Source organism: Vibrio iocasae (assembly GCF_042245395.1).
Classification (GTDB): Bacteria; Pseudomonadota; Gammaproteobacteria; order Enterobacterales; family Vibrionaceae; genus Vibrio; species Vibrio iocasae.
Genome location: NZ_CP145311.1, coordinates 306,368 through 330,569, shown reverse-complemented (window position 1 = coordinate 330,569; position 24,202 = coordinate 306,368). Strand labels below are relative to the sequence as shown.

The window sequence follows — 24,202 nt, the reverse complement described above, 5'->3', positions numbered from 1 at the left end:
TCAAACCCGATTTTAATTATGTACTAAAGCGTAATTCCTTTATGATAGGGAACGTTTTATTCGAACTTCGGTCAATAAACTAACCGAAATAATAAAGTTACACAGGATAGTAAAACTGGATGTCACATTTCCCACGCACTTTATTAGCTACATCGATCTACGCAGCACTATTTTTGCCGACAGCATTTGCCGAAACAACTGAGGATGCGAGTACCAATACAACCGAAGGTACTAGTGTGCAGGAAATGCCCTCACCAGATCAATGCCTGATATCAGAACAATCAAGTAATGAACAAAAAGAATTACCCGTTCACATTGAAGCAGACTCCCTAGAAGGTATTAATGGGGGAAAGGCTACCTACAACGGTGATGTAGTTGTTACTCAAGGAAATAAGCGGATTAACGCCGATCGTGTTGACTATCATCAGCAGGACAATATTGTCGTTGCCGAAGGTAATGTAGTGTATGCCGATGGACAGATTAAGACCATTTCGAATAAAGCTACAACCGACCTCAACACAGATGAAGCAGTACTAGAAGAGACTGATTATCAATTTTTGTGTGAAGCTGGTCGTGGTGATGCCAAAATAATCAATAAATCTGGTGCGCGCTATTACGAGCTTGAAGATGGCTCGATAACATCTTGTCCGGAAGGTAATAATGCGTGGCGTATAAAGGCAACAGATATAGAAATAGATCAGGAAACCGAAGAGGCTACACTTTATAACCCAAGAGTAGAGATTGCCCACGTACCCGTTTTTTATCTGCCTTATTTAACAATACCAATCGGTGATACTCGTAAAACCGGCTTTCTCTACCCAGGCATTTCCCTAGACTCAAAAAATGGTTTTAGTACGCAAGTTCCAATTTACTGGAACTTGGCACCAAACTACGACCTAAAAACCACGTTTAACTATATGGAAAAGAGAGGTACTCAACTTGACTCACGATTCCGCTATCTAACTGACTTTGGGCGCGGTAATGTTCATTTTGAATACTTGCAAGAAGATAAACTATACCCTCAATACGAAGACCGTTGGGGGGTCAACTGGGACCATTCAGCAATAATCCAAGAAGCCTGGAAACTAGAGGTGGATTATTCCAGAGTAAGTGATATCGCTTATTTTTCTGACCTCGACTCAAGCATCGGTGAGCGAGAAGATGGACAGCTTTTACAATCAGGTCAGGTTTCCTATCGTTCAAAAGCGTGGGATACCACAGTAAAAGTCAAGGACTTTCAGGTACTATCTGCGGGATCAACACCGTACCGTCTAATGCCTCAGGTCGCATTTAACTACTATGCACCTGCATTCTACAACTCTTTAGACTTCAATCTGGTAAGCCATGTTAGTCGCTTCGAAACAGACTCGAAGGTAGATCCTTCCGCTACGCGTGTTTATATAGAGCCAGGACTAGCACTTCCGCTAGCGACGACATGGGGTAGCTTCACTTCAGAAGCCAAGCTTATGTATGCTTATTATCAGCAGGATTTAAACAGCACCATTCTCGCTCAAGAAGGAAATGAAAAGCTCGAAGATGAGGTATCAAGAGCAATACCTAAAGTGAGACTTCACGGTAACCTTAACTTGGAACGAGAGACTACTCTTCTGGATAATTATGTACAGACATTAGAGCCTCAAATCCAGTACCTGTATATTCCAAAAGTAAATCAAGACAATATTTATCAAAAATATGATACAACACGTCTACAGATGGATTATCACGGTTTGTTCAGAGATCAAAGCTATAGTAGTGTCGACTATATAGCACCTGCAAATCAGTTTAGCTATGGTGCTACATCTCGCTTCTTCGATGATGAATACCGGGAAAGAATGAACATTTCCTTTGGTCAGATTATCTATCTTAACTCGCACTACTTTGATGACCCGCAGAATTCAGATACATCATCTACATACTCTGCCTGGGCAGTCGAAACAGACTTTAACTATGATGATACCTACTTCTATCATGGTGGTATTCAATACGATGTCAGCTCAAGTGACTTCCAGTTGGCAAATAGTACACTTGAATACAGATATGGAGCTGGTTTCACTCAGCTTAACTATCGATATGTAAGTATCGACTACATTAACAACAACGCTTCAAACTATGTAACTGACAACAATACCTATACCAAAGATGGTATTTCCCAGCTCGGCTTTATTTCCAGCTACCAACTTGGCCGAAAGTGGAATCTGTATGGTCAGTATTTCTACGATATGACGGAAAGCGTCCATCTGGAGTGGTTGGCAAGATTAAACTATACCAGCGACTGCTGGTATATCAGTTTCACCTATAGTGACCAGCTAGAGAAATGGTCTAACGGTGTTGGTAACGTAGGCTCTGAGGTCACTTACGAGAATAAGTTCAGTGTAAACTTCGGTATAACAGGATTCGGCACCACTATCGGCGCGGGTTCTGGCTTGGCTGAAATTGATGATGCTGGAAGCTCTCTTGGCTATGGCCGACCTTTCTACCTGAACAACTAAATAGAGAAAAGGGCAACCAAGAAATTTGAATGCCCGAAGAATTGGAATTATTGAATGAAAATGTGGAAACACGCACTTATTGGCCTTACATTAGCCTCATCAACTTTTCAGCTAAATGCTAAGCCGGTAGAACTGGATCGCGTTGTTGTTGTAGTTAACAACGGTGTTATCTTGCAAAGTGATATCGACAACACAATCAAAACCCTACGTGCTAATGCAAACAATGCTAATCAGCCGTTACCTGAAGAAGATGTACTATATGAGCAAGTAATCGAAAAACTGGTTACAGATAAAATACAGCTTCAGGAAGCTGAAAAATTAGGTGTTCGAATAGACGATAACCGCCTAAATCAAGCAATAGAAGATATTGCAAAAGACCAGGGCAAAACAGTAGAGCAGCTTAGAAGCTCCCTCCAGGCTGAAGGAATCAGCTACGAAGGTTTTCGCGAACAAATCAGACAAGAGATAGAAATATCTGAAGCACGAAATGCACTTGTAAGAAGAAGAATCAACATACTACCTGCTGAAGTTGAAACTCTGGCTAAAAACCTCGCAGAAGAGACCAACGCTTCTGTTCAATACAATATTCAGCATATTCAACTGAGGTTTGATGACAGTACGGATAAGAAAGAGCTAGAAATACAGGCTAAAGAGCTCGTTGAAAAACTTGCTGCTGGTGAAGAATTCAGTACCATGGCTTACACCTACTCAAAAGGCCCTAAAGCACTTGAAGGTGGTAACTGGGGTTGGATGCGCAAAGAAGAAATGCCGACTGTATTTGCCGACCAGATTTCTACTCAGGGTAAAGACGCCATTATCGGACCTTTCCGAAGTGGTGTTGGTTTTCATATACTTAAAATCGCAGACGTAAAAGGCCTGGAAACCGTGGCTGTTACTGAAGTAAATGCTCGCCATATTCTTATTAAGACGTCTGTCATCATGAGTGACGAAGGTGCTCAGAAGTTACTGAATGAATACATTCAACAAATTCAGGACGGCGAAGCTAAATTTGGAGAGCTAGCAGCACAACACAGCCAGGATCCTGGCTCTGCAGCTCAGAATGGTGAACTAGGTTTCCAAACTCCGGATATCTATGTACCTGAGTTTAAGCACCAGCTAGAAACTTTACCTGTTGGTCAAATTAGCCAGCCATTCAAAACGGTTCACGGCTGGCATGTTGTTGAAATCATGGAAAAGAGAGAAGTTGATAGAACAGACTCTGCTCTCAACAATAAAGCCTACCGAATTCTGTTTAATCGCAAGTTCAACGAAGAAGCATCAGCATGGATTCAAGAAATAAGAGCCAGTGCTTTTGTCGAAACTCTGAATCAGGATGAAGCTGAAGATGAAGCAAGCAATTAAACGAATTATCGTTACTGCAGGTGAGCCTTCTGGAGTTGGACCCGATCTGGTTTTAGCTCTGTCTCAACAGGACTGGCTGCACGAGATTGTGGTATGCGCAGACAAACAGATGCTTGAGCAAAGAGCATCTGTTTTGGGAATAAACGTTACACTGCAAGATTACGACTCTACATCTAATCCAACTCCACAAAAAGCCGGAACTTTAATTGTTGAACACATTTCTGTTGAAGAACAAGTAGTTGCAGGGCAACTAAATGAGAATAACGGCCTTTACGTGTTGAAAACACTAGAGCGAGCCACTCTAGGCTGTATGAACTCTGAATTTGATGCTGTCGTTACAGGGCCTGTCCACAAAGGCATAATCAATCGCGCTGGAGTGCCTTTTAGCGGCCATACAGAATTCTTCGCAGAGAAATCAAATACGCCTCTTGTAGTTATGATGCTTGCTACTGAAGGGCTGCGAACTGCGCTGGTTACTACGCATATTCCTTTGGCGGATGTATCAAAAGCCGTTACAGAAGAGCGACTAGAGAGTATAATCCGCATCCTTCATCACGATTTAGTCACCAAGTTCGCAATAAAAGCACCTAAAATATATGTATGTGGCCTGAACCCACATGCAGGTGAAGATGGCTGCCTTGGCAGTGAAGAGATGGATACCATCACTCCGACACTTGAAAGACTAAAGGAAAGTGACGAAATGAATCTGATTGGCCCACTGCCAGCAGATACCATTTTTAATGAAAAGTATTTAGAAGACGCTGATGCTGTCCTCGGTATGTACCATGATCAGGTACTGCCAGTACTAAAGTACAAAGGATTTGGCCGTTCCGTAAATATAACGCTGGGCCTGCCATTTATCCGAACATCTGTCGATCACGGAACCGCCCTTGCTCTGGCAGGTAAAGGAGTAGCCGATACAGGAAGTTTCCAGACAGCTTTGCGATACGCAATCGAATTAGTAGAGAAAAAAAATGAGAAATGATGTCCACTTAGGGCACAAAGCGCGTAAACGTTTTGGTCAGAACTTTCTGAACGACCCATATATTATCGATGGGATCGTATCAGCAATTAACCCTCGTCCAGGCCAAAATCTTGTAGAGATTGGCCCAGGTCTTGGCGCACTGACAGAGCCAGTAGGCAGAGAAACAGACAAGTTCACCGTTATTGAGCTGGATCGTGACCTTGCAGAGCGTCTGAGAAACCATCCTGAGCTTGCTGACAAACTGACTATCCACGAAGGCGATGCTATGCGCTTTGACTTTACTCAACTGGTAAAGCCAAACAACAAGCTACGCATCTTTGGTAACCTGCCATACAACATTTCAACTCCATTAATGTTCCACCTGTTTGAATTTCATAAAGATATTCAGGACATGCACTTTATGCTGCAAAAAGAGGTGGTAAACCGTCTGGCAGCAGGTCCGGGAACTAAGGCTTACGGCCGTCTGACAGTAATGGCTCAGTATTTCTGTAAAGTTGTTCCTGTGCTTGAAGTACCACCAACAGCGTTTGTTCCGCCACCAAAAGTGGACTCTGCTGTTGTAAGATTGGCTCCTTATGAAGAGATTCCATACCCAACAACAAGCTTGAAATGGCTGGACAGAGTATGCCGTGAAGGATTTAACCAACGCAGAAAAACTGTTCGTAACTGCTACAAGAGCCTGCTAAGCTCAGAAGTACTGGAAGAATTGGATATTAATCCGGGAATGCGTCCAGAAAACCTAACGCTTAAGCAGTTCGTAGATATGGCAAACTGGCTGGATAAAAACCACTAAAGTTCAATCTGATATATGAGGTAGACATGGATGTAACACAACCTTGTATCAAATGTCAGGTACACACCAAATACATAGCGGATCAATCTCAACCTGATCTTAAGCGCTATGTATTTGCGTATGTAATTACGATTAAAAATCTCAGCAATCAAACCGTACAGTTAAGAGGCCGTCGTTGGCTAATTACTGATTCCAATGGAAAGCAACTAACAGTAGAAGGCGACGGTGTCGTTGGTGAACAACCTTTCATTCAGGGTAATGACGAGTACACCTACACTAGTGGTACCGCTATAGAGACGCCTGTTGGTGTAATGCAGGGGCAGTACATCATGCACGATGAGAGTCAAAAAGAGTTTATTGTTGAAATTGAGCCTTTTAGGCTTGCCGTTCCTAATATTCTAAACTAACGGATAAGTAGCTAGTGGCAAACTACGTTGTAGGTGATATTCAGGGCTGTTTTGACGAGTTAGAACAGTTGCTGACTAAAGCCGATTTTGATCATCATAATGATACGCTCTGGCTTGCTGGTGATTTGGTAGCAAGAGGTCCGAAGTCTCTTGAAACGCTAAGATTTATAAAATCACTCGGCACTTCTGCTCAAGTAGTTCTGGGTAACCATGACCTTCACCTTCTGGCGGTATCTTTAGGTGTTCACCCCGCAAAAAAGAAAGATAAAACTCTTCCTATTTTTTCTGCACCAGATCGAGATGAACTTCTCCATTGGCTAAGGCAACAGCCACTGTTAGCTGAGCATGATGAGTTTGTAATGTGCCATGCAGGTATTTCCCCTCAATGGGATTTATCTGTAGCAAGAGATGCTGCCCGGGAAGTAGAAAGCATTTTAAAAAGTGACAACTGGCAATGGCTGGTTGAGGAGATGTATGAAAACACTCCGGATTTATGGAGTGATGATTTAAAAGGTATCGAAAGATATCGATATATCATTAATGCATACACGAGAATGAGATTCTGCTATCCAAACGGTCGACTGGATATGTTTTGCAAACAACCACCAGAACAGATGGATGAAAACGAACTTACCCCTTGGTTCAAAGTAAAAAAACGCATAAAGCTACCAAAGACAGTATTGTTCGGTCATTGGGCCGCACTCAATGGTGGTAAGTTTAACGGTGTAATAGGTTTAGACACTGGTTGTGTATGGGGTGGCAAACTCACCATGATTCGCTGGGAAGATAAGAAATACTTCTATCAGAAAGCAATAACCAATTAAATTTTAAGTCCCACTAACAAGGTTTTATTTTAGTGAAAATTAGTATGATTGCCGCGATGGCACATGGTGGTAAAGTCGATAAATCCCAAAATCTATATCCATCAAAAGACAGTAAAAGAGTCATCGGTGAAGATAACCAGATGCCATGGCTCCTACCAGCCGATTTTGTCTGGTTCAAAAAACAGACTATGGGTAAACCTGTGGTAATGGGTCGAAAGACTTATGAGTCTATAGGCCGCCCACTTCCGGGTAGGCTGAATATTGTTGTAAGCCGTGATAGTGACCTTAAGATAGAGGGCGTGACAACAGTAACCTCGATTGATGCTGCTATAGAGGTTGCTGGCGACTGTGATGAGCTGATGATTATTGGTGGTGGCTCAATTTACGAACGCTGCCTTCCTAAAGCAGATAAACTGTATTTAACCTTTATCGAAGCCGATATTGATGGGGATACCCAATTCCCGGAATGGGGAGACTCTGGCTGGAAGTGCACCTATACCGAAGATTATCAGGCTGACGAGAAGAATAAGTTTGATATGCACTTTGTTGTTTTGGAAAGAGTGTAGATTTCGATTCTTAGTCGATAAATTAATGTTCTTGCTCTAAGGCATACTGGGAATACTCTATTCCATGAACCGCCTTAGAATTACTCATTGCGCTGAAGCAACTCACTGCGGGGCATGTTCATTCCTTCGAGCATACCCTACATTCCTTTTTGCTCAGAACCACCCGGCTCCACCCAATCACACCAAGCCTATAGTTATACCACCGGCTTTCTGCGATAAAAAAGTAACCCTGGCATCGCTAGGCCAACAGCCAATCCCGCAATAATAAATATCGCCTTCAGAAAGTTTTCCATTAGTAACGCGAGAAGATCGGGAGAGAAACCTACGTGATTGATCTCTACTAAAGCTATCATGGCTTTGAAAGCAAACACGCCCGGCACCATCGGAATGAGAGCTGCGACGGTGAATACTTTTGGATGTGCCAAAAATTTATGTGACCAGTGAACCCCTATCATTCCCACAATTGTTGCTGCTATAAAAGTAGCCCATTCAATAGGAATTCCATACTGCATCATCAGATAACGGCTACCGTGGCCTAAAGCTCCTAGGATTGCACAAAACTTCAGTGCTTTTTGTGGAACATTAAAAACAAGTGCAAAACCAACTGCAGGGATAGCCGCGAAAAACATATCATTTAATAAACCAAGTAATAGATCCATTATCCGACCCACCCCCAAACACCGACAAACATCATTGCCCCAACGATGCCCAAGCAGGTAGCAAATGTAAGCATACTCGCCATTACAAATCGGGCGAGCCCCATATTGATATAGCCTTTCACCATATCAGCAACCGAATTAATTAAAGGAAAACCGGGAACAAGCATCAAAACAGAAGAAGCCATAGCTATAAAAGGTTGATTGCCTAACTCAAATACGACTGCCTGAGCTGAGACGACAGTGGTAACAAAAGCAGTAACCGCAAAATTTAAGAGTGGATTGAAGTGTCGGTGACCTATTTCCTGACGGACGATCATACCTACGGCTGATGCAATAAAGGTGACAGCGAATATCGCCCAATCCCCTCCTGCAAGATGACTAAATGAAGCACACGACAGACCAATCATAACGACTACAAGCCAGCGGTTATAACGGTCCGGACTTATGTTCTTAAGCCGCTCATGAGCCAGAGAATAGTTCAGCACTCCCTTTTCCATCATAATGCAAATCCTTTGAATCTGAGTAATTACCCTCATATTGATTCCGCGATCAGGTGCTTGCCTGGTTGTCGTCATACACTTTTCATCAAAGAAAGTTGTTACAACAATTGAGTTTGCTGTAAGAGATACTTCAACCTCATCAGCACCGCTCGCTCTACCCATCCGTCGCATTATATCGCCCACTAGCGTGCTTTCAGCTCCATGAGCCAGAAGCATTTGCCCAGCTTGCGCTATTAATCGAGAAACTGCCCGTTGTTTACTTTCCACGCCACACCTATAGCCCGCCTATCACAATCCGTATAGTTTGCTACAAAAATAGCCAATGAAAAATGATTCAGACAAAAAAACCACAACAAATGTTGTGGTTTTTAAAATTTATTTAATTTGAGACAAGATTAATCTCTAACATAGATAACGTGTCCGTCATCTTCATCATCATCCCAATCGTCGTCATCCCAGTCATCATCGGTAACAACATTTTTACCTGACATTGCATCTTTATGATAGTCGTCCCACTTGAAGTCCACTTTCTCGTCTTCTGACTCTTCGACAACTTCTTTAGGCAGTGACTCCATAAAGTCAGCTAGCTGATAACAAAGCTCTTTGGTACCGTTTTTGTTTACAGCAGAGATCTTAAAGTAACGATCTTCCCAGCCTAGCGCATCAAGAATCTCCTGGATCTTCTCGTTAGCTTCTTCTTCAGGCATGAGATCAACTTTGTTGAAGATCAACCATCTTGGCTTAGCTGCGACTTTATCGCTGTACTGCTCTAACTCATCAATAATGGTCAATGCGTTCTGAACAGGATCGCTACCATCAATTGGCAGAATGTCGATCATATGCAGAAGAACTCGGCAACGCTCAAGGTGCTTAAGGAAGCGGATACCTAGTCCAGCACCATCTGCGGCACCTTCAATCAAGCCAGGAATATCTGCTACTACAAAGCTTTTTTCTGGAACAACACTAACTACACCAAGGCTCGGAATAAGAGTGGTAAACGGATAATCGGCTACTTTTGGTTTTGCAGCGGAAACCGCGCGAATAAATGTAGATTTACCTGCATTTGGCAGACCCAACATACCAACATCAGCAAGAAGCAGCAGCTCTAGACGAAGTTCACGCACTTCACCTTTGGTACCCATCGTCTTCTGACGAGGTGCTCGGTTTACTGATGACTTGAATCGAGTGTTACCAAGTCCGTGCCAGCCACCTTTAGCAACCATCACTTTTTTGCCATGTTCAGCAACTTCAGCAACGATTTCATTGGTGTGAATATCGACCGCTCGAGTACCAACAGGTACTTTCAGTACTTTGTCTTTACCACGCTTACCAGTACAGTTACCGCCACGGCCATTCTCACCGCGCTCAGCATTGTAGAAACGCTGAAAGCGGTAGTCGATCAACGTATTTAGGTTCTCATCAGCTTCGATATAAACGTCACCGCCATCGCCACCGTCGCCACCATCCGGGCCACCTTTAGCAACAAACTTTTCTCGCCAGAAGCTGACAACCCCGTTGCCGCCATCACCCGCGTCTACTTTTACTACCGCTTCATCTACAAATTTCATTTCTTACTCCGCATTGGTGCGAATACCTTACTGGTATTCATTTTAGCAGATCCATATATCAATCAGATCGATCACCTAAGATCCAATGCTTATCTGCTCTATTGAACACAAAGAGAGTAACTCTTCTATTTAGAGAAAGAGGTTACTTTCTTTGTGTTCGCTATAAATAAAAAACCCCGCCGAATCGGCAGGGCTTTTGAATTCAGCTAGAAACTAAAATTATTCAGCTTCGATGCTTACAAATTTACGGTTCTTAGGACCTTTAACCTCGAACTTCACTTTACCGTCAGATAGAGCGAAAAGAGTGTGGTCTTTACCGATACCAACGTTAGTACCAGCGTGGAACTTAGTACCACGTTGACGAACGATGATGTTACCCGCAAGAACTGATTCGCCACCGAAACGCTTTACACCAAGACGTTTACTTTCTGAATCACGACCGTTACGAGTAGAACCGCCAGCTTTTTTGTGTGCCATTGTTAAACTCTCCTAACTATATTAAGCGCTGATGCCAGTGATTTTCACTTCAGTGAACCACTGACGGTGGCCTTGTTGCTTACGTGAGTGCTTACGACGACGGAACTTAACGATCTTAACTTTATCGCCACGACCGTGCTTAACTACTTCCGCAGTTACTTTACCGCCCTCTACAAGAGGTGCACCAACAGCGATTTCTTCGCCGTTAGCAATCATAAGTACTTTATCGAACTCAACTGTTGCGCCAGTTTCAACGTCTAATTTCTCTAAACGAAGAGTTTGACCTTCGCTTACACGGTGTTGTTTACCACCAGATTGGAAAACAGCGTACATTTTTTACTCCGCTTTTTCCGCACAGCCTATTTGCATTTATGAGCAATGTGGGTGTGCGCTAAACTAATCATCAATAGGGCGCAGATTCTACGCGAATGAACACTCTATGACAAGCCATATTTTTAAAAAATTGGCGAAAAGGTAATCGCCAACGAAAAGTGGGAGGATCATGCCTACGAATCTTGCATTAATCAATGTTTTTTAGTGTATTATTCGTCAATAAATTAAAACCTATATGCCTTATTGGGCCTTATCTCTGCCGGAAGTACCATGGATTTTAAAGCTATCCAAGCCCTCACTGCCAATGACATGGCAAAAGTGAACGAAACCATCCTTGCTCAGCTCAACTCTGAGGTGAGTTTAATCAATCAATTGGGATTCTATATAGTTAGTGGTGGCGGAAAGCGCCTGAGACCCCTTCTGGCTGTTCTTTCTGCTAAAGCACTTGGTTACCAGGGTGAAAACCATACGACAGCAGCAGCGTTTATTGAGTTCATTCACACAGCTACTCTGCTACACGACGATGTAGTTGATGAATCTGATATGCGCCGCGGAAAAGAAACGGCTAATGCTGCCTTTGGTAATGCAGCAAGTATTCTGGTTGGAGACTACATTTACACCCGCTCTTTCCAGATGATGACCAGTCTAGGATCATTAAAGATCCTTTCTTTGATGAGCGAAGCAGTTAACGTGATCTCTGAAGGTGAAGTTCAGCAATTGATGAACTGTAATGATCCTGACACTACTGAAGAAAGCTATATGCAGGTGATCTATTCAAAAACTGCTCGCCTGTTTGAAGCTGCAACCCAAATTGGGGCGATTCTGGTCGAAGCTCCTCAGGAAATCGAAACGGCAATGCAAAACTATGGTAAATACCTGGGTACTGCATTCCAGCTCATTGACGATGTGATGGACTATACCGCTGACGGTAAAGAGATGGGTAAAAACGTCGGTGATGATCTTGCAGAAGGTAAACCAACACTCCCTCTTCTATATGCAATGTGGAATGGTAATGAGCAACAGGCGGCTATGATTAAAGAAGCCATAGAGCAATCTAACGGTATGGAGCGTTTAGATGACATTATGGCTGCCATGAAAGAGACTGGCTCACTTGAGTACACTACAGAACTTGCAAACAAGGAAGCAGACAAAGCAATTGCTGAACTAGATATACTTCCAGACTCAGAATATAAAGAAGCACTTGTGGCTCTGGCGCACCTTGCGGTAAAAAGAAGTAAGTAACTTTAACTATTGTACAAACAAAACGGCAGCCATCTGGCTGCCGTTCTCTTATATATTGTCTAAGAGTTTATACAAACTCTTCACCAATTTTGATATCACCGTTTAGTGTCTCAAGCATACCGTCCAGTGCAGACTTCTCAAAGTCACTTAGCGCACCATAGCTAAGAACTTCTTCAACACCTTCTTTACCTAGCTTAACTGGCTGTGCGAAGAAGCGAGCATGTTCACCATCACCTTCTACATACGCACACTCAACAACGCCTTCTTCACCATTAAGTGCTTTAACAAGTGCCATACCAAAGCGGCAAGCAGCCTGACCCATAGATAGAGTTGCTGAGCCACCACCCGCTTTCGCTTTAACTACTTCTGTACCCGCATTCTGAATACGATCTGTAAGTGCCGCTATTTCTTCATCTGTAAACTCTACGTCTTTAACTTGTGATAGAAGAGGAAGGATAGTAACACCAGAGTGACCACCAATTACAGGTACGCGAACATCACCTGGATCTTTGTCTTTCAGTTCAGCAACAAAAGTTTCTGAACGGATAACATCCAATGTTGTTACACCAAACAGACGACGCTTATCATAAACGCCCGCTTTTTTAAGAACTTCAGCCGCGATCGGCACTGTTGTATTTACTGGGTTAGTAATGATACCAACCAGAGCTTTAGGGCAAGATACCGCAATTTTTTCAGCCAGAGATTTAACGATTCCAGCATTGACGTTGAAAAGATCCGCACGATCCATACCAGGTTTACGTGCAACACCAGCAGAGATTAGAACAACGTCTGCACCTTCAAGCGCAGGTGTTGGATCTTCACCAGCAAAACCTTCTATAGAGACAGGTGTTGGGATATGACTTAGATCTTTTGCCACGCCCGGAGTTACTGGAGCGATGTCGTAAAGCGCAAGATCAGAGCCAGCAGGTAAGCGGTTCTTGAGCAAAAGTGCCAGAGCTTGTCCAATACCGCCCGCGGCACCAATTACAGCTACTTTCATAGTAGTTCTCCTTAAGAATTTATAATTAAATTAAAAAATTGTTTCACGTAGGGTTCGAATTCTTTTTAATCAGCGTATGTTGCAAACTAAATCATTCATAAATTGATTACAATTATTTAACTTCAGCTTTGCGACTTTGCGCAACACCCGCTCCAATAACGACAAAAGTCGTATTGATATTTTAATCTATACAAAGAGTTAACTATGGAACTATTACACACTAATCCGACTATAGTTATAGTGACAATAGCTGCATTTTTCGGTTGTACGTTTGCTGAAATTCGCAGAATTGTGAGAAAATGCCCTTCTTCCGTTACTGCACACAAAATGAACTATGCGTAATAATGACAAACAAGATAATTTAGTAAGAGCCTTTAAAGCCATTCTCAAAGAAGAGAGATTCGGTTCTCAGGGAGAGATCGTTGACGCGCTCAAACACGAAGGCTTTGAAAATATCAACCAGTCTAAAGTTTCCCGAATGCTAACTAAGTTTGGGGCAGTAAGAACACGAAATGCCAAAATGGAAATGGTTTACTGTTTACCTGTCGAACTTGGTGTCCCAACGACTTCAAGCCCTCTAAGAGAGCTAGTAATGGATATTGACCATAACAATGCCATTGTCGTTATTCATACAGGCCCTGGAGCAGCCCAACTTATCGCCCGTCTTCTGGATTCACTAGGTAAATCCGAAGGCATCTTAGGTGTTGTTGCTGGTGATGACACCATTTTTATAACACCAACTTTAAACGTAACAACCAAACAATTATATGAATCAGTTTGCGCACTATTCGAATACGCAGGCTGATACTAGTACGATTTACAATACGTAATCTTAAATGCACTTTTGTATTGTGATGAATATCACATTAATGGGATTCTTATTGCAATTTTAAATCAGCAACTTAAGTTGCTGATTTTATTTTATTTATAATGAAGCAACCCTATCACTATCCTTTTGTGGCACAGATAACACACCTGAATCGATAGTCAAAAATCTAATTTTTCATCAAATATTTGGTATTATTCCGCCACTTTTTCAACATATGGATTGAAAAAGATGCCGTTTCCAAAAGGAAACTCCTCTCTCAAATAATCAATGGGAGGGAGCTTAATAATGAATAAGGAAGGAAAATTCATGGCATTAAGAAAACTTGTCCAGGCTAGCGCAATTGCCGCTGCTGTAATGAGTGCAGGTGCAGTTCAAGCTCAGGAATTCATTACTATCGGTACAGGTTCGGTCACTGGGGTTTACTACCCAACTGGTGGTGCGATCTGTAAGCTAGTGAACAAAAGCCGTAAGGAACACAATATTCGTTGTTCTGTAGAATCAACTGGTGGTTCTATCTACAACGTAAACACCATTCGTGCTAATGAGCTGGATTTTGGTGTTGTCCAGTCTGACTGGCAGTTCCACGGATACAACGGTACAAGTAAGTTCTCTGAACAAGGCCCGTACAAAAAACTACGAGCTATGTTCTCTCTTCACACCGAACCTTTCAACATCATTGTTCGTGCTGACTCGGGAATCGAAGGCGTTAAAGACCTTGAAGGTAAACGCGTAAATATCGGTAACCCTGGTTCAGGTGATCGCGCAACAATGGGTGTCGTTATGGATGCGATGGGCTGGACTAAGGATAGTTTCAAGCTAGCATCTGAGCTTAAAGGGTCGGAGCGCTCACAAGCGCTGTGTGACAACAAAATTGATGCATTCATCTACATGGTTGGTCATCCAAACGGTTCTATCAAAGAAGCAACGACTTCTTGCGATGCTAAACTAGTATCCGCAACAGGTCCTGAAATTGATAGCATTGTTTCTGGCAAACCATACTATGCATTCAGCACACTTCCTGCTGGTACTTATCGCGGTACCGATTCTGATGTGAATAGCTTTGGTGTCGCTGCGACTATGGTAACAACAACTGATGTTTCAGAAGATGTTGCTTATAACGTAGCTAAAGCTGTGTTTGAAAACTTTGACACTTTCAAGCGCCTGCACCCTGCTTTCAAAAATCTGAAGAAGGAAGATATGGTTAAAGCTGGTCTCTCAATTCCTCTACACCCAGGTGCAGAGAAATACTATAAAGAAGTAGGATTGCTTAAGTAACTGACTTCAGTAACAACTAAGTAATTTAAGGAGGCGATTGCCTCCTTATCAATTTTTATACTTTCAAAAAACTATTTTAGGCTCGGGCAATTGGCTGTTTTGCAAAATAAAATTCTGCGTACTAGCCATTTTTAAGCTCAAAAATTAAACACCTTTTCTATCTATGACTAAAATTAGAGAATTGGTGGTTAATTACATAGCCAACTTCCTACTCTTTAGACAGACCATCAATAATAAGGATAAAGTACATGACGAAGACAAACACACCGTCTCCAGATGTGCAAGAAATGGTGGCACAATCAGACACGGGCGCTCGTAACCCTTCGGGTATACCGGGCAAAATGCTGTGGTTTGTGCCGCTTTGCTGGTCATTATTTCAACTTTGGTACGCGTCACCACTGCCGTTTATTTTTAACTTTGGCGTACTAAATGACACTGAAGCACGTGCAATTCATCTGACATTTGCAATCTTTCTTGCTTTCACTGCCTATCCGGCAATGGCTCACTCTCCTAGAGACCGAGTACCATTGGTCGATTGGGTTTTGGCGCTAGCGGGCAGTTTCTCTGCTGCCTATATCTACATTTTTTACACCGAACTTGCGGGCCGCTCCGGTGCACCGACAACATTTGATATTGTTGCAGCTGTAACAGGTATGGTGCTTCTTCTTGAAGCGACTCGCCGTGCATTAGGTCCCCCTCTTATGGTGGTGGCGGCCGTGTTCCTGACCTACACGTTTGCTGGCCCATATATGCCAGATGTTATCGCTCACAAAGGTGCCAGCCTGAATAAGGCAATGTCACACCTGTGGCTAACAACAGAAGGGGTATTTGGTGTAGCACTTGGTGTATCAACCTCTTTCGTATTCTTGTTTGTACTGTTCGGTGCAATGTTGGATAGAGCCGGAGCTGGTGCTTACTTCATTAAAGTAGCATTCTCGCTTCTTGGTCATATGCGTGGTGGTCCGGCAAAAGCTGCAGTTGTTGCATCGGGCCTGTCCGGTCTTGTATCTGGTTCATCCATTGCAAACGTAGTAACAACCGGTACCTTCACTATTCCGTTGATGAAGCGTGTTGGCTTCCCAGGAACTAAAGCTGGTGCTGTAGAAGTAGCAGCTTCAACCAATGGTCAGCTAACGCCACCAATCATGGGTGCCGCTGCATTCCTGATGGTTGAATACGTAGGTATCTCTTACGTAGAGGTAATCAAGGCCGCACTACTCCCAGCACTTATCTCTTACGTTGCTCTGCTTTACATCGTTCACCTTGAAGCGACGAAAGCAGGGATGAAGGGGCTTCCTCGTCGCCACAATCCAACTATCCTGCAAAGCATGACTTCTTTTGTAGGTACGATCGTGGGTCTTTGTGTACTAAGCGCTATCGTATACTACGGTGTTGGTTGGACTAAAGGTGTCTTCGGTGCAGCTGCAACTCCTATTGTGACTGTTGCTCTATTATTGTCTTATGTCGGACTAGTACGTATCTCTGCGGCATATCAGGAGCATGCGCATATGTCGATTGATGAGGAGCTCTCAGAGGTTCCTGATGCAGGGCCAACCATTAAATCTGGTCTGCATTTCTTACTTCCAATCGTAGTTCTGGTTTGGTGTCTGACAGTTGAGCGCTTCTCTCCGGGTCTGTCTGCGTTCTGGGCAACGGTATTCATGATCTTTATCCTGTTGACTCAACGTCCACTGATCGCGTTGTTCTCTAAAGAAGGCGATCTAAAAGAGGCAGCAAGAGAAGGTCTTGTCGATCTTTCTGAGAGCCTGGTATCTGGCGCACGCAACATGATAGGTATCGGTGTTGCTACCGCTGCTGCTGGTACCGTTGTCGGTGTTGTAACGCTTACAGGTATCGGTCTGGTTATGACAGACTTTGTTGAGTTTATATCAGGCGGCAGCATTATACTTATGCTTCTGTTCACTGCTGTAATCAGTCTTGTTCTGGGTATGGGCCTGCCAACCACAGCAAACTATATCGTTGTATCAACACTGATGGCTCCGGTAATCGTAACCTTAGGTGCGGCTCACGGGCTAATCATCCCTCTAATTGCCGTACATCTGTTCGTGTTCTACTTCGGTATTCTGGCGGATGATACGCCACCGGTAGGTCTTGCTGCATTTGCTGCAGCAGCGATTGCTAAATCAGATCCAATCCGTACCGGTATTCAGGGTTTCACTTACGATATACGTACAGCGATACTGCCATTTATGTTTATTTTCAATACTCAGCTTCTGATGATGGGTATTGATACCTGGTGGCACCTATGCCTGACGGTCATCTCTGCAACAGCTGCAATGTTGATCTTCTCTGCTGCAACACAAGGTTGGTGGCTGACTAAGAATAAGTGGTGGGAAACCGTGCTACTTCTGGTACTAACTTTCACCTTCTTCAGACCTGGTTTCTGGTGGGATATGATCTATCCGGCTAAGGATCTTTATCCGGGAGTTGAGATAGCTCAAGTTACTGAAAAACTTCCTGTGGGACAATCACTTGAACTAAGAGTAGCAGGTGAAAACCTGGAAGGTAAGTTCATCGAAAAAACCGTCCGTCTTCCGTTTGAAGACAATGCGGAGTCTGCAGAAGACCGTATCTCTTCAATGGGTCTGATGCTGACAGAGAACGACGGTAAAATGATTGTAGATATGGTTGAGTTTGGCAGTCCTGCAGAATCATCTGGCGTTGATTTTGACTGGGAAATCCAATGGGTTGTACTGCCAGCAGATCGTCCTATGAAAGAATGGGTATTTGTCCCTGCCTTCTTACTGCTTCTTGGTCTAGGATTAAATCAGAGAAGACGTGCTCGTAAGGATGAGCTAAGCGCGTAGTTGTATCTGGTGTCGGTGTTAAATACTCCGACACCAGAATTACAACCGGAAAGGGATATAGTGGCTTTAAGCCCAACCTAATCAATTAAGAGTTACGAATATGTACAAACAGATCCTTGTTCCAGTTGATTTGAATGATAAAGGCTTTTCAGACAAAGCAGTTGCACAAGCAGTGTGGCTAGCTAAACATTCTAATGCAGAAGTACACCTGCTCAACGTACTTCCTGGAATTCATATGTCTATGGTAGCAACATACTTTCCAAAAGATGCTGCGCGCCAAATGAAGCAAGACGTAAAACGACAGCTTCAGAACTTCGCTGATCAGCATATTGATGACGATGTTATATTCAAATGTCATGTTGCTGAAGGTAAGCCTTATGCAACCATTCTTGAACACGCTGCGAAGCTTGGCGCTGATCTAATCATCATGCCTAGTCACAAACGTTCTAAAGTAGACAAGGTAGTATTGGGCTCTGTCGCTAGTAAAGTCGTGCAGAACTCACCGGTGAATGTGATGGTGATAAAGCCGCAAGGGTAAGATTATCTTTGTCGCACGGTTCCAAAGTCGTAAAGCATTAAGTGCTTACGACTTTGGCAGATTCTTATAGTCCGGAAGTTCTTCCGGAATAACAAAATACACCTCGATCTGAGGTGTTGCTTCCCTGTAAAACTCACAAGGTACAAACTGAGCGCAAAGCTTATTGCTTTCTGGGTGATAGAAACTCAGTTCGGCCGAGTGCAATTGTAGCCTGTCGGAAAAGTTTTTAGCTTCTTCGTGTGCATAGAACTCATCACCAACAATCGGATGCCCCATTTCCAGCATATGCACCCTTAACTGATGGGAACGACCTGTCACTGGCAGCAGTCTGACTAAGGTTGTTTTTTCTTCACGCTGTACAACCTGATATCGGGTGACCGCGTGCTTTCCATTCTCATAGCAAACTATCTGTCGTGGACGATTAGGCCAGTCACAGATAAGCGGAAGATCGATAGTGCCTTCGTCACTCTCAACACTTCCCCACACACGTGCATAGTAAACTTTGTGGGTCAATCTGTATTGGAACTGCTTTTTAAGATGACGTTCTGCAGATTTGTTAAGAGAGAACAACATTAAACCAGACGTCGCCATATCCAGACGATGAACAACCTCAGCTTCAGGAAACTGTTCTCGCACTCGACTCCACTGACTTTCAAAATGCTCTATAGCGCGGCCCGGCACAGACAACAAACCCGCTGGTTTGTTGGTTACCAGGATATGCGCATCCTGGTAAACAATATCAAGCGGGCCTTGCGGTGGATTATATTCCAGTAATGCCATTAGTTGTGCGAAACAACAATTAAGCGTAAAGAGTCCAGCTGAACCTGAGCTTTCGAGATATAGCCCGTCAGCTCTTTAATCTGGTCATCAATTGCCTGAATCTCTTCATCACGAATGTTCGGGTTAACCGCTTTCAAGGCCTGCAAACGCTCAAGTTCGCTATTCAGACTTTCTGACATTCCCGTCTGAGCCCGATTGCGAACCGCTTCGACCTTATCAACCACTAACTTCTCAGCAGAATCAATCAACTTATGAACATCCCCCTGAACTGAGCTAACCAACTTGCTGGCAATATGCCTGTTAACGGGGCTTAGCTGACGGTTGAAACTCTCAAACTCAACCTGAGATGAAAGATCATTACCACGAGCGTCCATCATCAGACGAATTGGCGTTTTAGGAAGGTAGCGGCTGATACCACTCCGCTTTGGCGCCTGAGCATCAACAACGTAGACTAGTTCAAGAAGAATCGTTCCTACAGGAAGTGCTTTATTCTTAAGAAGAGAAACTGCAGACGTACCAACACCTTCACTCATTAGCAAGTCAATACCACCCTGAATCATCGGGTGTTCCCAGCTAATGAAGTTCATATCTTCTCGCGATAGCGCAGTATCCCTATCAAATGTGATAGTCGCACCTTCATACGGAAGACCAGGATAGCTCGGCACCATCATACGCTCAGACGGCGTGACTATAAGTGCGTTGTCACCCTTATCATCCTGATTCAGACCAATAGTATCGAACAGGCTAAGAGCAAAGGTCACCAGATTAGTATCCCCATCTGTTGACGCGATTTGCTCAACGATCTTCTGAGCTTCTTCACCACCATTAGAGTGCATTTCAAGCAGACGGTCACGCCCCTGCTCCAGCTTAGACTTAAGCTCCAGATTTAGTTTCTTAGACTCATCGATAATGTCATTAAGGTTAGCTTCATCAACCGATGCCAGCATTTCGATCAGTTCATCCGAGAACTTATCGTATACCGCTCGTCCGGTTGGGCAGGTTTCAGAGAATGCTTGCAAGCCCTCTTCATACCAGCGCGCAAGAATTGCCTGAGAAGTACCTTTCAGGTATGGAACATGGATATCGATATCTCTCTGCTGGCCAATTCGATCCAGACGACCAATACGCTGCTCAAGCAGGTCTGGGTTGAATGGTAAGTCGAACATCACCAACTGGTTGGCAAACTGGAAATTGCGCCCTTCAGAACCAATTTCAGAACAGATAAGCACCTGAGCTCCGCCTTCTTCCTGAGCAAAGTAAGCCGCGGCTTTGTCACGCTCTATAATCGACATACCTTCGTGGAATACTGTTGCTCGAATACCTTCACGCTCACGGAGTGCCTGCTCTAGCTGAAGTGCGGTTGAAGCACGAGAAGCGATAACTAAGATTTTTTCAGAGCGCTTTTCTTGTACCTTCTCAATCAACCAGTCAACTCGAGAATCAAACTGCCACCAACTACCAGCATCACCTTCAAACTCCTGGAAGATTTCTTCCGGATAAAGCATCTTCATTGCGCGAGCTTGCGGAGGCATCTTACCGCCAATCATACCAGCAACACGCATTGACGTTTCATACTGCTTAGGAATATCCATCGGCAATAGGTGAACATTACGCTTAGGGAAACCTGATATTGCAGCACGGGTGTTTCTGAAAAGTACCCGACCGGTACCGTGACGATCCATCAGGTTATCAATTAACTCGTGACGCGCTTTCGCTTTTTCGTCATCAGCCACTTCGCCTTCGATGATTCGAAACAGAGGTTCGACGTCTTGCTCAGACAACAACTCAGTAATCTGATTCTTGGCATCGTCAGCCAGTTTCTCACCAGAGAGCAGTGTACTCACCGCATCGGCAACGGGTGCATACTGTTGCTCTTCTTTTACAAACTCAGAGTAATCATAGAAACGGTCTGAATCTAGCAGGCGAAGACGCGCAAAGTGGCTTTCATGGCCCAACTGCTCTGGTGTTGCTGTTAGCAGTAATACACCAGGCGTTCTTTCTGCAAGCCCCTCAACAACCTGATACTGACGACTTGGCTTATCCTGACTCCACTCAAGGTGATGCGCTTCATCGACAACCAGAAGATCCCAGTCACCTTCAATCACCTGCTCAAAGCGCTTCTTGCTCTTCGTAATAAAGTCCAGTGAACAAAGTACATACTGTGCGGTGTCAAATGGGTTATCAGCTTCCGCATAGGCTTCCACGCAACGCTCTTCATCAAAGATAGAGAAGTGAAGGTTAAATCTTCTCATCATCTCCACCAGCCACTGATGCTGTAGCGTTTCAGGTACAACGATAAGAACACGCTCAGCACGACCAGAAAGTACCTGTTGATGGATAATCATGCCCGCTTCAATGGTTTTACCTAAACCTACTTCATCAGCCAGCAACACGCGTGGAGCAAAGCGGCGACCTACTTCATGGGCAATAAATAGCTGATGAGGGATCAATCCTGCACGCATACCACATAGGCCACGCATCGGGCTCTTATGCTGTTCAAATTGGTTCGTCAGCGCACGATAACGAAGCACAAAGTTATCCATGCGATCCACCTGACCGGCAAATAACTTATCCTGAGGTTTATTAAAACGGATTTGATGACTTAAAAAGATTTCCCTCAGAACGACACCAGCTTCTTCAGTATCCAGGCGAGTGCCGACATAGGTTAGCAAACCATTCTCTTCTAAAACTTCTTCGACTTTAAGCGACCAGCCTTCCTGACTCTCAACCGTATCTCCAACATTAAATACCACTCTGGTAACAGGTGCATCAGCTCTTGCATAAACCCTGTTTTCTTCTGAGGCAGGGAACATAAAAGTTACTGTTCTTACATCGATTTCAACCAATGTACCTAAACCTAAATCGCTTTCTGTATCGCTGATCCAGCGCTGGCCCAAAGCAAATGTCATATATTGACTAACCTCTTTGTTGGAGTCGACTTTCGTCTCTAAATTCTAGCGTGTATATAGGTACCTTTTATTCGCAAAGCTTCGGGTACCAGAAATGGGCGCTAATATTACTCGAAGCCGTGACACAGGTCACGACCAAATCGACTGGTTTTAGGCTTTTTTTCTTCCTAAATGCAACTGAAATCAAACTGTAAACTTAGTATGCGATTTCTAGATCCTGAAGAGCTTTTGTATCTATAATGATATTAAGTCCAACATATTGAGAACGCTCTGAATATCAGGCACAAAATATGCTTGGATTTGGTATCAAACAGAGTTTGGAGTAAGTAGCTGAATTAACCGCTACTTCAGCGTCAAAATTCCAGCTACGAGCTTACAAACATTGTTTTGCAGGCTAGCCACCACTCGGTGGATAAGGAGACGCTTATGGGCGATACCGATCGGAAAATCTTTGTATTGGATACCAATATCCTTCTTCACGAACCTTTAGCAATATACTCATTTCAAGAACATGACGTGGTCATCCCTATGACCGTCCTCGAAGAGCTCGACAGAATCAAAGACAGTAAACGCGACGTTGCCCGCGATGCTCGTGTCGCGATTCGTGGTCTCGAGGATATCTTCCGCGACGCAACACCAGATCAAATCTCTGAAGGGATTCCATTTAGCAAGGACAAAGAAGCAACTGGGAGCATTTCTATTCTTGCTGATTTCGAACTTCAGGAAACCGTAAAAGCTTTTGCGGACAAAGCTGGCGACAATCGAATCTTAAACGCTGTTCTCTACATTCAGAACAAGCGATCACCACGAGAGGTCGTTCTCGTCACCAAAGACATTAACATGCGACTGCGTGCCAAAGGAGCCGGAGTACGCTTTGTTGAAGATTACCGTACAGATCAACTCATTGATGATGTTCAATACCTGACAAAAGGCTTTCACACCTACGAGGGCGATTTTTGGAAAAACGTCAACCGCGTGGAAAGCAAAAACATAGGAGGAAGAACTTACCACACCATAGATGATGAAACTCTGGAGCCGACTTTCATCAATCAATACGTTGTAGACGAGGATACTGACTTTGCTGGTCGTATCGATGCGATAGAAAATAGTAAGGTAACAATCAAAGATCTCAGCCGAGAGCGACTCATGCACCGACAAGCATGGGATATTCGTCCTAAAAATGTCTATCAGGGAATGGCAATAGATGCCCTATTAGATCCCGGTATCGATCTGGTTATTCTGACTGGGGCTGCTGGTAGTGGTAAAACATTGTTAGCGATGGCATGTGCTCTGGAACAAAGTATCGAAAAGAGTATGTTCGACAAAATCATTGTTACCAGAAACACACCTGATATCGGAGAGTCTATCGGTTTTCTTCCAGGGACAGAGGAAGAAAAAATGTTGCCGTGGCTGGCGGCTGTCACTGATACTCTGGAGGCCCTGCATAAAAACGATCACTGCACCGAAGGCTCACTTAAATACATTTGCGAAAAAGCCAACATTCAGTTTAAGTCGATCAATTTTATGCGCGGTCGCTCTATCCAGAATGCCTTTGTTCTTTTGGATGAATGTCAAAATCTGACTGCTTCTCAGATCAAAACAATCATTACCCGCTGTGGTGAAGGTACCAAGATTGTCTGCTCAGGAAATCTGGCGCAAATAGACTCACCTTATCTTACCCCTGTCACTTCAGGTCTTACCTATATGGTAGAACGTTTCAAGAACTTTGAAGGCAGCGCTAACATACACCTTAACGGAGTTGTACGTAGCCGTCTTGCTGAGTTTGCTGAAGAAAATCTCTGAGGACTATGTTGAGGGGGTAAATACTGCCCCCTCAA

The 24,202-nt window shown here is 43.8% G+C and carries 21 protein-coding genes; 13 read left to right on the top strand and 8 right to left on the bottom strand.

The genetic code is table 11. The features are described 5' to 3' along the window. Positions 1-119 precede the first annotated feature (119 nt). Genes lptD through folA form a run of 7 tightly spaced genes read left to right on the top strand, consistent with a single transcriptional unit; the run spans position 120 to position 7,426 of the window. The gene (lptD, locus tag SNR28_RS11105; protein WP_375752441.1) at positions 120-2,489 is read left to right on the top strand and encodes an LPS assembly protein LptD; all 2,370 of its coding nucleotides are present in this window, start codon (positions 120-122) and stop codon (positions 2,487-2,489) included. 54 nt (positions 2,490-2,543) lie between these two features. Further along, positions 2,544-3,851 carry a peptidylprolyl isomerase SurA gene (surA, locus tag SNR28_RS11100; RefSeq protein WP_375752440.1) on the top strand — a complete coding sequence of 436 codons (1,308 nt, stop codon included), beginning with the start codon at positions 2,544-2,546 and terminating at the stop codon, positions 3,849-3,851. Further along, positions 3,835-4,836 (top strand): 4-hydroxythreonine-4-phosphate dehydrogenase PdxA, encoded by a 1,002-nt coding sequence (pdxA, locus tag SNR28_RS11095; RefSeq protein WP_375752438.1) that lies wholly within the window; start codon positions 3,835-3,837, stop codon positions 4,834-4,836. The genes surA and pdxA overlap by 17 nt, the downstream gene beginning before the upstream one ends. Then, positions 4,826-5,629, top strand: coding sequence for a 16S rRNA (adenine(1518)-N(6)/adenine(1519)-N(6))-dimethyltransferase RsmA (gene rsmA, locus SNR28_RS11090; RefSeq protein WP_375752436.1), 804 nt, complete (start codon positions 4,826-4,828; stop codon positions 5,627-5,629). The genes pdxA and rsmA overlap by 11 nt, the downstream gene beginning before the upstream one ends. A 26-nt stretch (positions 5,630-5,655) precedes the next feature. Next, positions 5,656-6,036, top strand: coding sequence for a Co2+/Mg2+ efflux protein ApaG (gene apaG / locus SNR28_RS11085; protein WP_375752435.1), 381 nt, complete (start codon positions 5,656-5,658; stop codon positions 6,034-6,036). Positions 6,037-6,050: 14 nt separating this feature from the next. Then, positions 6,051-6,860 (top strand): bis(5'-nucleosyl)-tetraphosphatase (symmetrical) ApaH, encoded by an 810-nt coding sequence (gene apaH, locus SNR28_RS11080; RefSeq protein WP_375752434.1) that lies wholly within the window; start codon positions 6,051-6,053, stop codon positions 6,858-6,860. Positions 6,861-6,892: 32 nt separating this feature from the next. Further along, positions 6,893-7,426 carry a type 3 dihydrofolate reductase gene (gene folA, locus SNR28_RS11075; RefSeq protein WP_375752433.1) on the top strand — a complete coding sequence of 178 codons (534 nt, stop codon included), beginning with the start codon at positions 6,893-6,895 and terminating at the stop codon, positions 7,424-7,426. A gap of 194 nt (positions 7,427-7,620) precedes the next feature. Here folA and SNR28_RS11070 read toward each other — a convergent pair whose 3' ends face one another. The 5 genes from SNR28_RS11070 to rplU all read right to left on the bottom strand — a co-directional run bounded on the left by SNR28_RS11070 (position 7,621) and on the right by rplU (position 10,963). Continuing rightward, complete coding sequence (locus SNR28_RS11070; RefSeq protein ID WP_375752432.1) at positions 7,621-8,085, bottom strand: threonine/serine exporter family protein; 465 nt, start codon at positions 8,083-8,085, stop codon at positions 7,621-7,623. Further along, positions 8,085-8,852, bottom strand: a complete 768-nt coding sequence (locus SNR28_RS11065) for a threonine/serine exporter family protein (protein ID WP_375752430.1) — start codon at positions 8,850-8,852, stop codon at positions 8,085-8,087. The genes SNR28_RS11070 and SNR28_RS11065 overlap by 1 nt, the downstream gene beginning before the upstream one ends. Before the next feature lie 128 nt (positions 8,853-8,980). Then, the gene (gene cgtA, locus SNR28_RS11060) at positions 8,981-10,153 is read right to left on the bottom strand and encodes an Obg family GTPase CgtA (RefSeq protein WP_375752429.1); all 1,173 of its coding nucleotides are present in this window, start codon (positions 10,151-10,153) and stop codon (positions 8,981-8,983) included. Between the two features lie 219 nt (positions 10,154-10,372). Continuing rightward, positions 10,373-10,630: a 50S ribosomal protein L27 gene (rpmA, locus tag SNR28_RS11055; protein WP_014205843.1), complete on the bottom strand. Its 258-nt coding sequence runs from the start codon at positions 10,628-10,630 to the stop codon at positions 10,373-10,375. A gap of 21 nt (positions 10,631-10,651) precedes the next feature. Then, on the bottom strand, positions 10,652-10,963 hold the full coding sequence (gene rplU, locus SNR28_RS11050) for a 50S ribosomal protein L21 (RefSeq protein ID WP_277825492.1): 312 nt from the start codon (positions 10,961-10,963) through the stop codon (positions 10,652-10,654). Positions 10,964-11,233: 270 nt separating this feature from the next. On the opposite strand from rplU, the gene ispB reads away from it, so the two are divergent. Continuing rightward, the gene (gene ispB / locus SNR28_RS11045) at positions 11,234-12,205 is read left to right on the top strand and encodes an octaprenyl diphosphate synthase (protein ID WP_375752428.1); all 972 of its coding nucleotides are present in this window, start codon (positions 11,234-11,236) and stop codon (positions 12,203-12,205) included. Positions 12,206-12,272: 67 nt separating this feature from the next. On the opposite strand, the gene mdh is transcribed toward ispB, so the two are convergent. Then, positions 12,273-13,205 carry a malate dehydrogenase gene (gene mdh, locus SNR28_RS11040; RefSeq protein WP_375752427.1) on the bottom strand — a complete coding sequence of 311 codons (933 nt, stop codon included), beginning with the start codon at positions 13,203-13,205 and terminating at the stop codon, positions 12,273-12,275. Positions 13,206-13,539: 334 nt separating this feature from the next. On the opposite strand from mdh, the gene argR reads away from it, so the two are divergent. The 4 genes from argR (at position 13,540) to SNR28_RS11020 (ending at position 18,675) form a co-directional block, all read left to right on the top strand. After that, the gene (argR, locus tag SNR28_RS11035; RefSeq protein WP_375752426.1) at positions 13,540-14,010 is read left to right on the top strand and encodes a transcriptional regulator ArgR; all 471 of its coding nucleotides are present in this window, start codon (positions 13,540-13,542) and stop codon (positions 14,008-14,010) included. 330 nt (positions 14,011-14,340) lie between these two features. Then, positions 14,341-15,309, top strand: coding sequence for a TAXI family TRAP transporter solute-binding subunit (locus SNR28_RS11030; RefSeq protein ID WP_375752425.1), 969 nt, complete (start codon positions 14,341-14,343; stop codon positions 15,307-15,309). Positions 15,310-15,557: 248 nt separating this feature from the next. Then, the gene (locus SNR28_RS11025; RefSeq protein ID WP_375752424.1) at positions 15,558-18,137 is read left to right on the top strand and encodes a TRAP transporter permease; all 2,580 of its coding nucleotides are present in this window, start codon (positions 15,558-15,560) and stop codon (positions 18,135-18,137) included. A gap of 100 nt (positions 18,138-18,237) precedes the next feature. Then, entirely contained in the window at positions 18,238-18,675 is a 438-nt protein-coding gene (locus tag SNR28_RS11020; protein ID WP_375752423.1) for a universal stress protein, read from the top strand. 45 nt (positions 18,676-18,720) lie between these two features. Here the strand turns inward: SNR28_RS11020 and SNR28_RS11015 are convergent, their stop codons facing one another. Then, on the bottom strand, positions 18,721-19,455 hold the full coding sequence (locus SNR28_RS11015) for an RluA family pseudouridine synthase (RefSeq protein WP_375752421.1): 735 nt from the start codon (positions 19,453-19,455) through the stop codon (positions 18,721-18,723). After that, on the bottom strand, positions 19,455-22,364 hold the full coding sequence (rapA, locus tag SNR28_RS11010; RefSeq protein WP_375752420.1) for an RNA polymerase-associated protein RapA: 2,910 nt from the start codon (positions 22,362-22,364) through the stop codon (positions 19,455-19,457). The genes SNR28_RS11015 and rapA overlap by 1 nt, the downstream gene beginning before the upstream one ends. 426 nt (positions 22,365-22,790) lie before the next feature. On the opposite strand from rapA, the gene SNR28_RS11005 reads away from it, so the two are divergent. Beyond that, complete coding sequence (locus SNR28_RS11005) at positions 22,791-24,167, top strand: PhoH family protein (RefSeq protein WP_375752419.1); 1,377 nt, start codon at positions 22,791-22,793, stop codon at positions 24,165-24,167. Positions 24,168-24,202 lie beyond the last annotated feature (35 nt).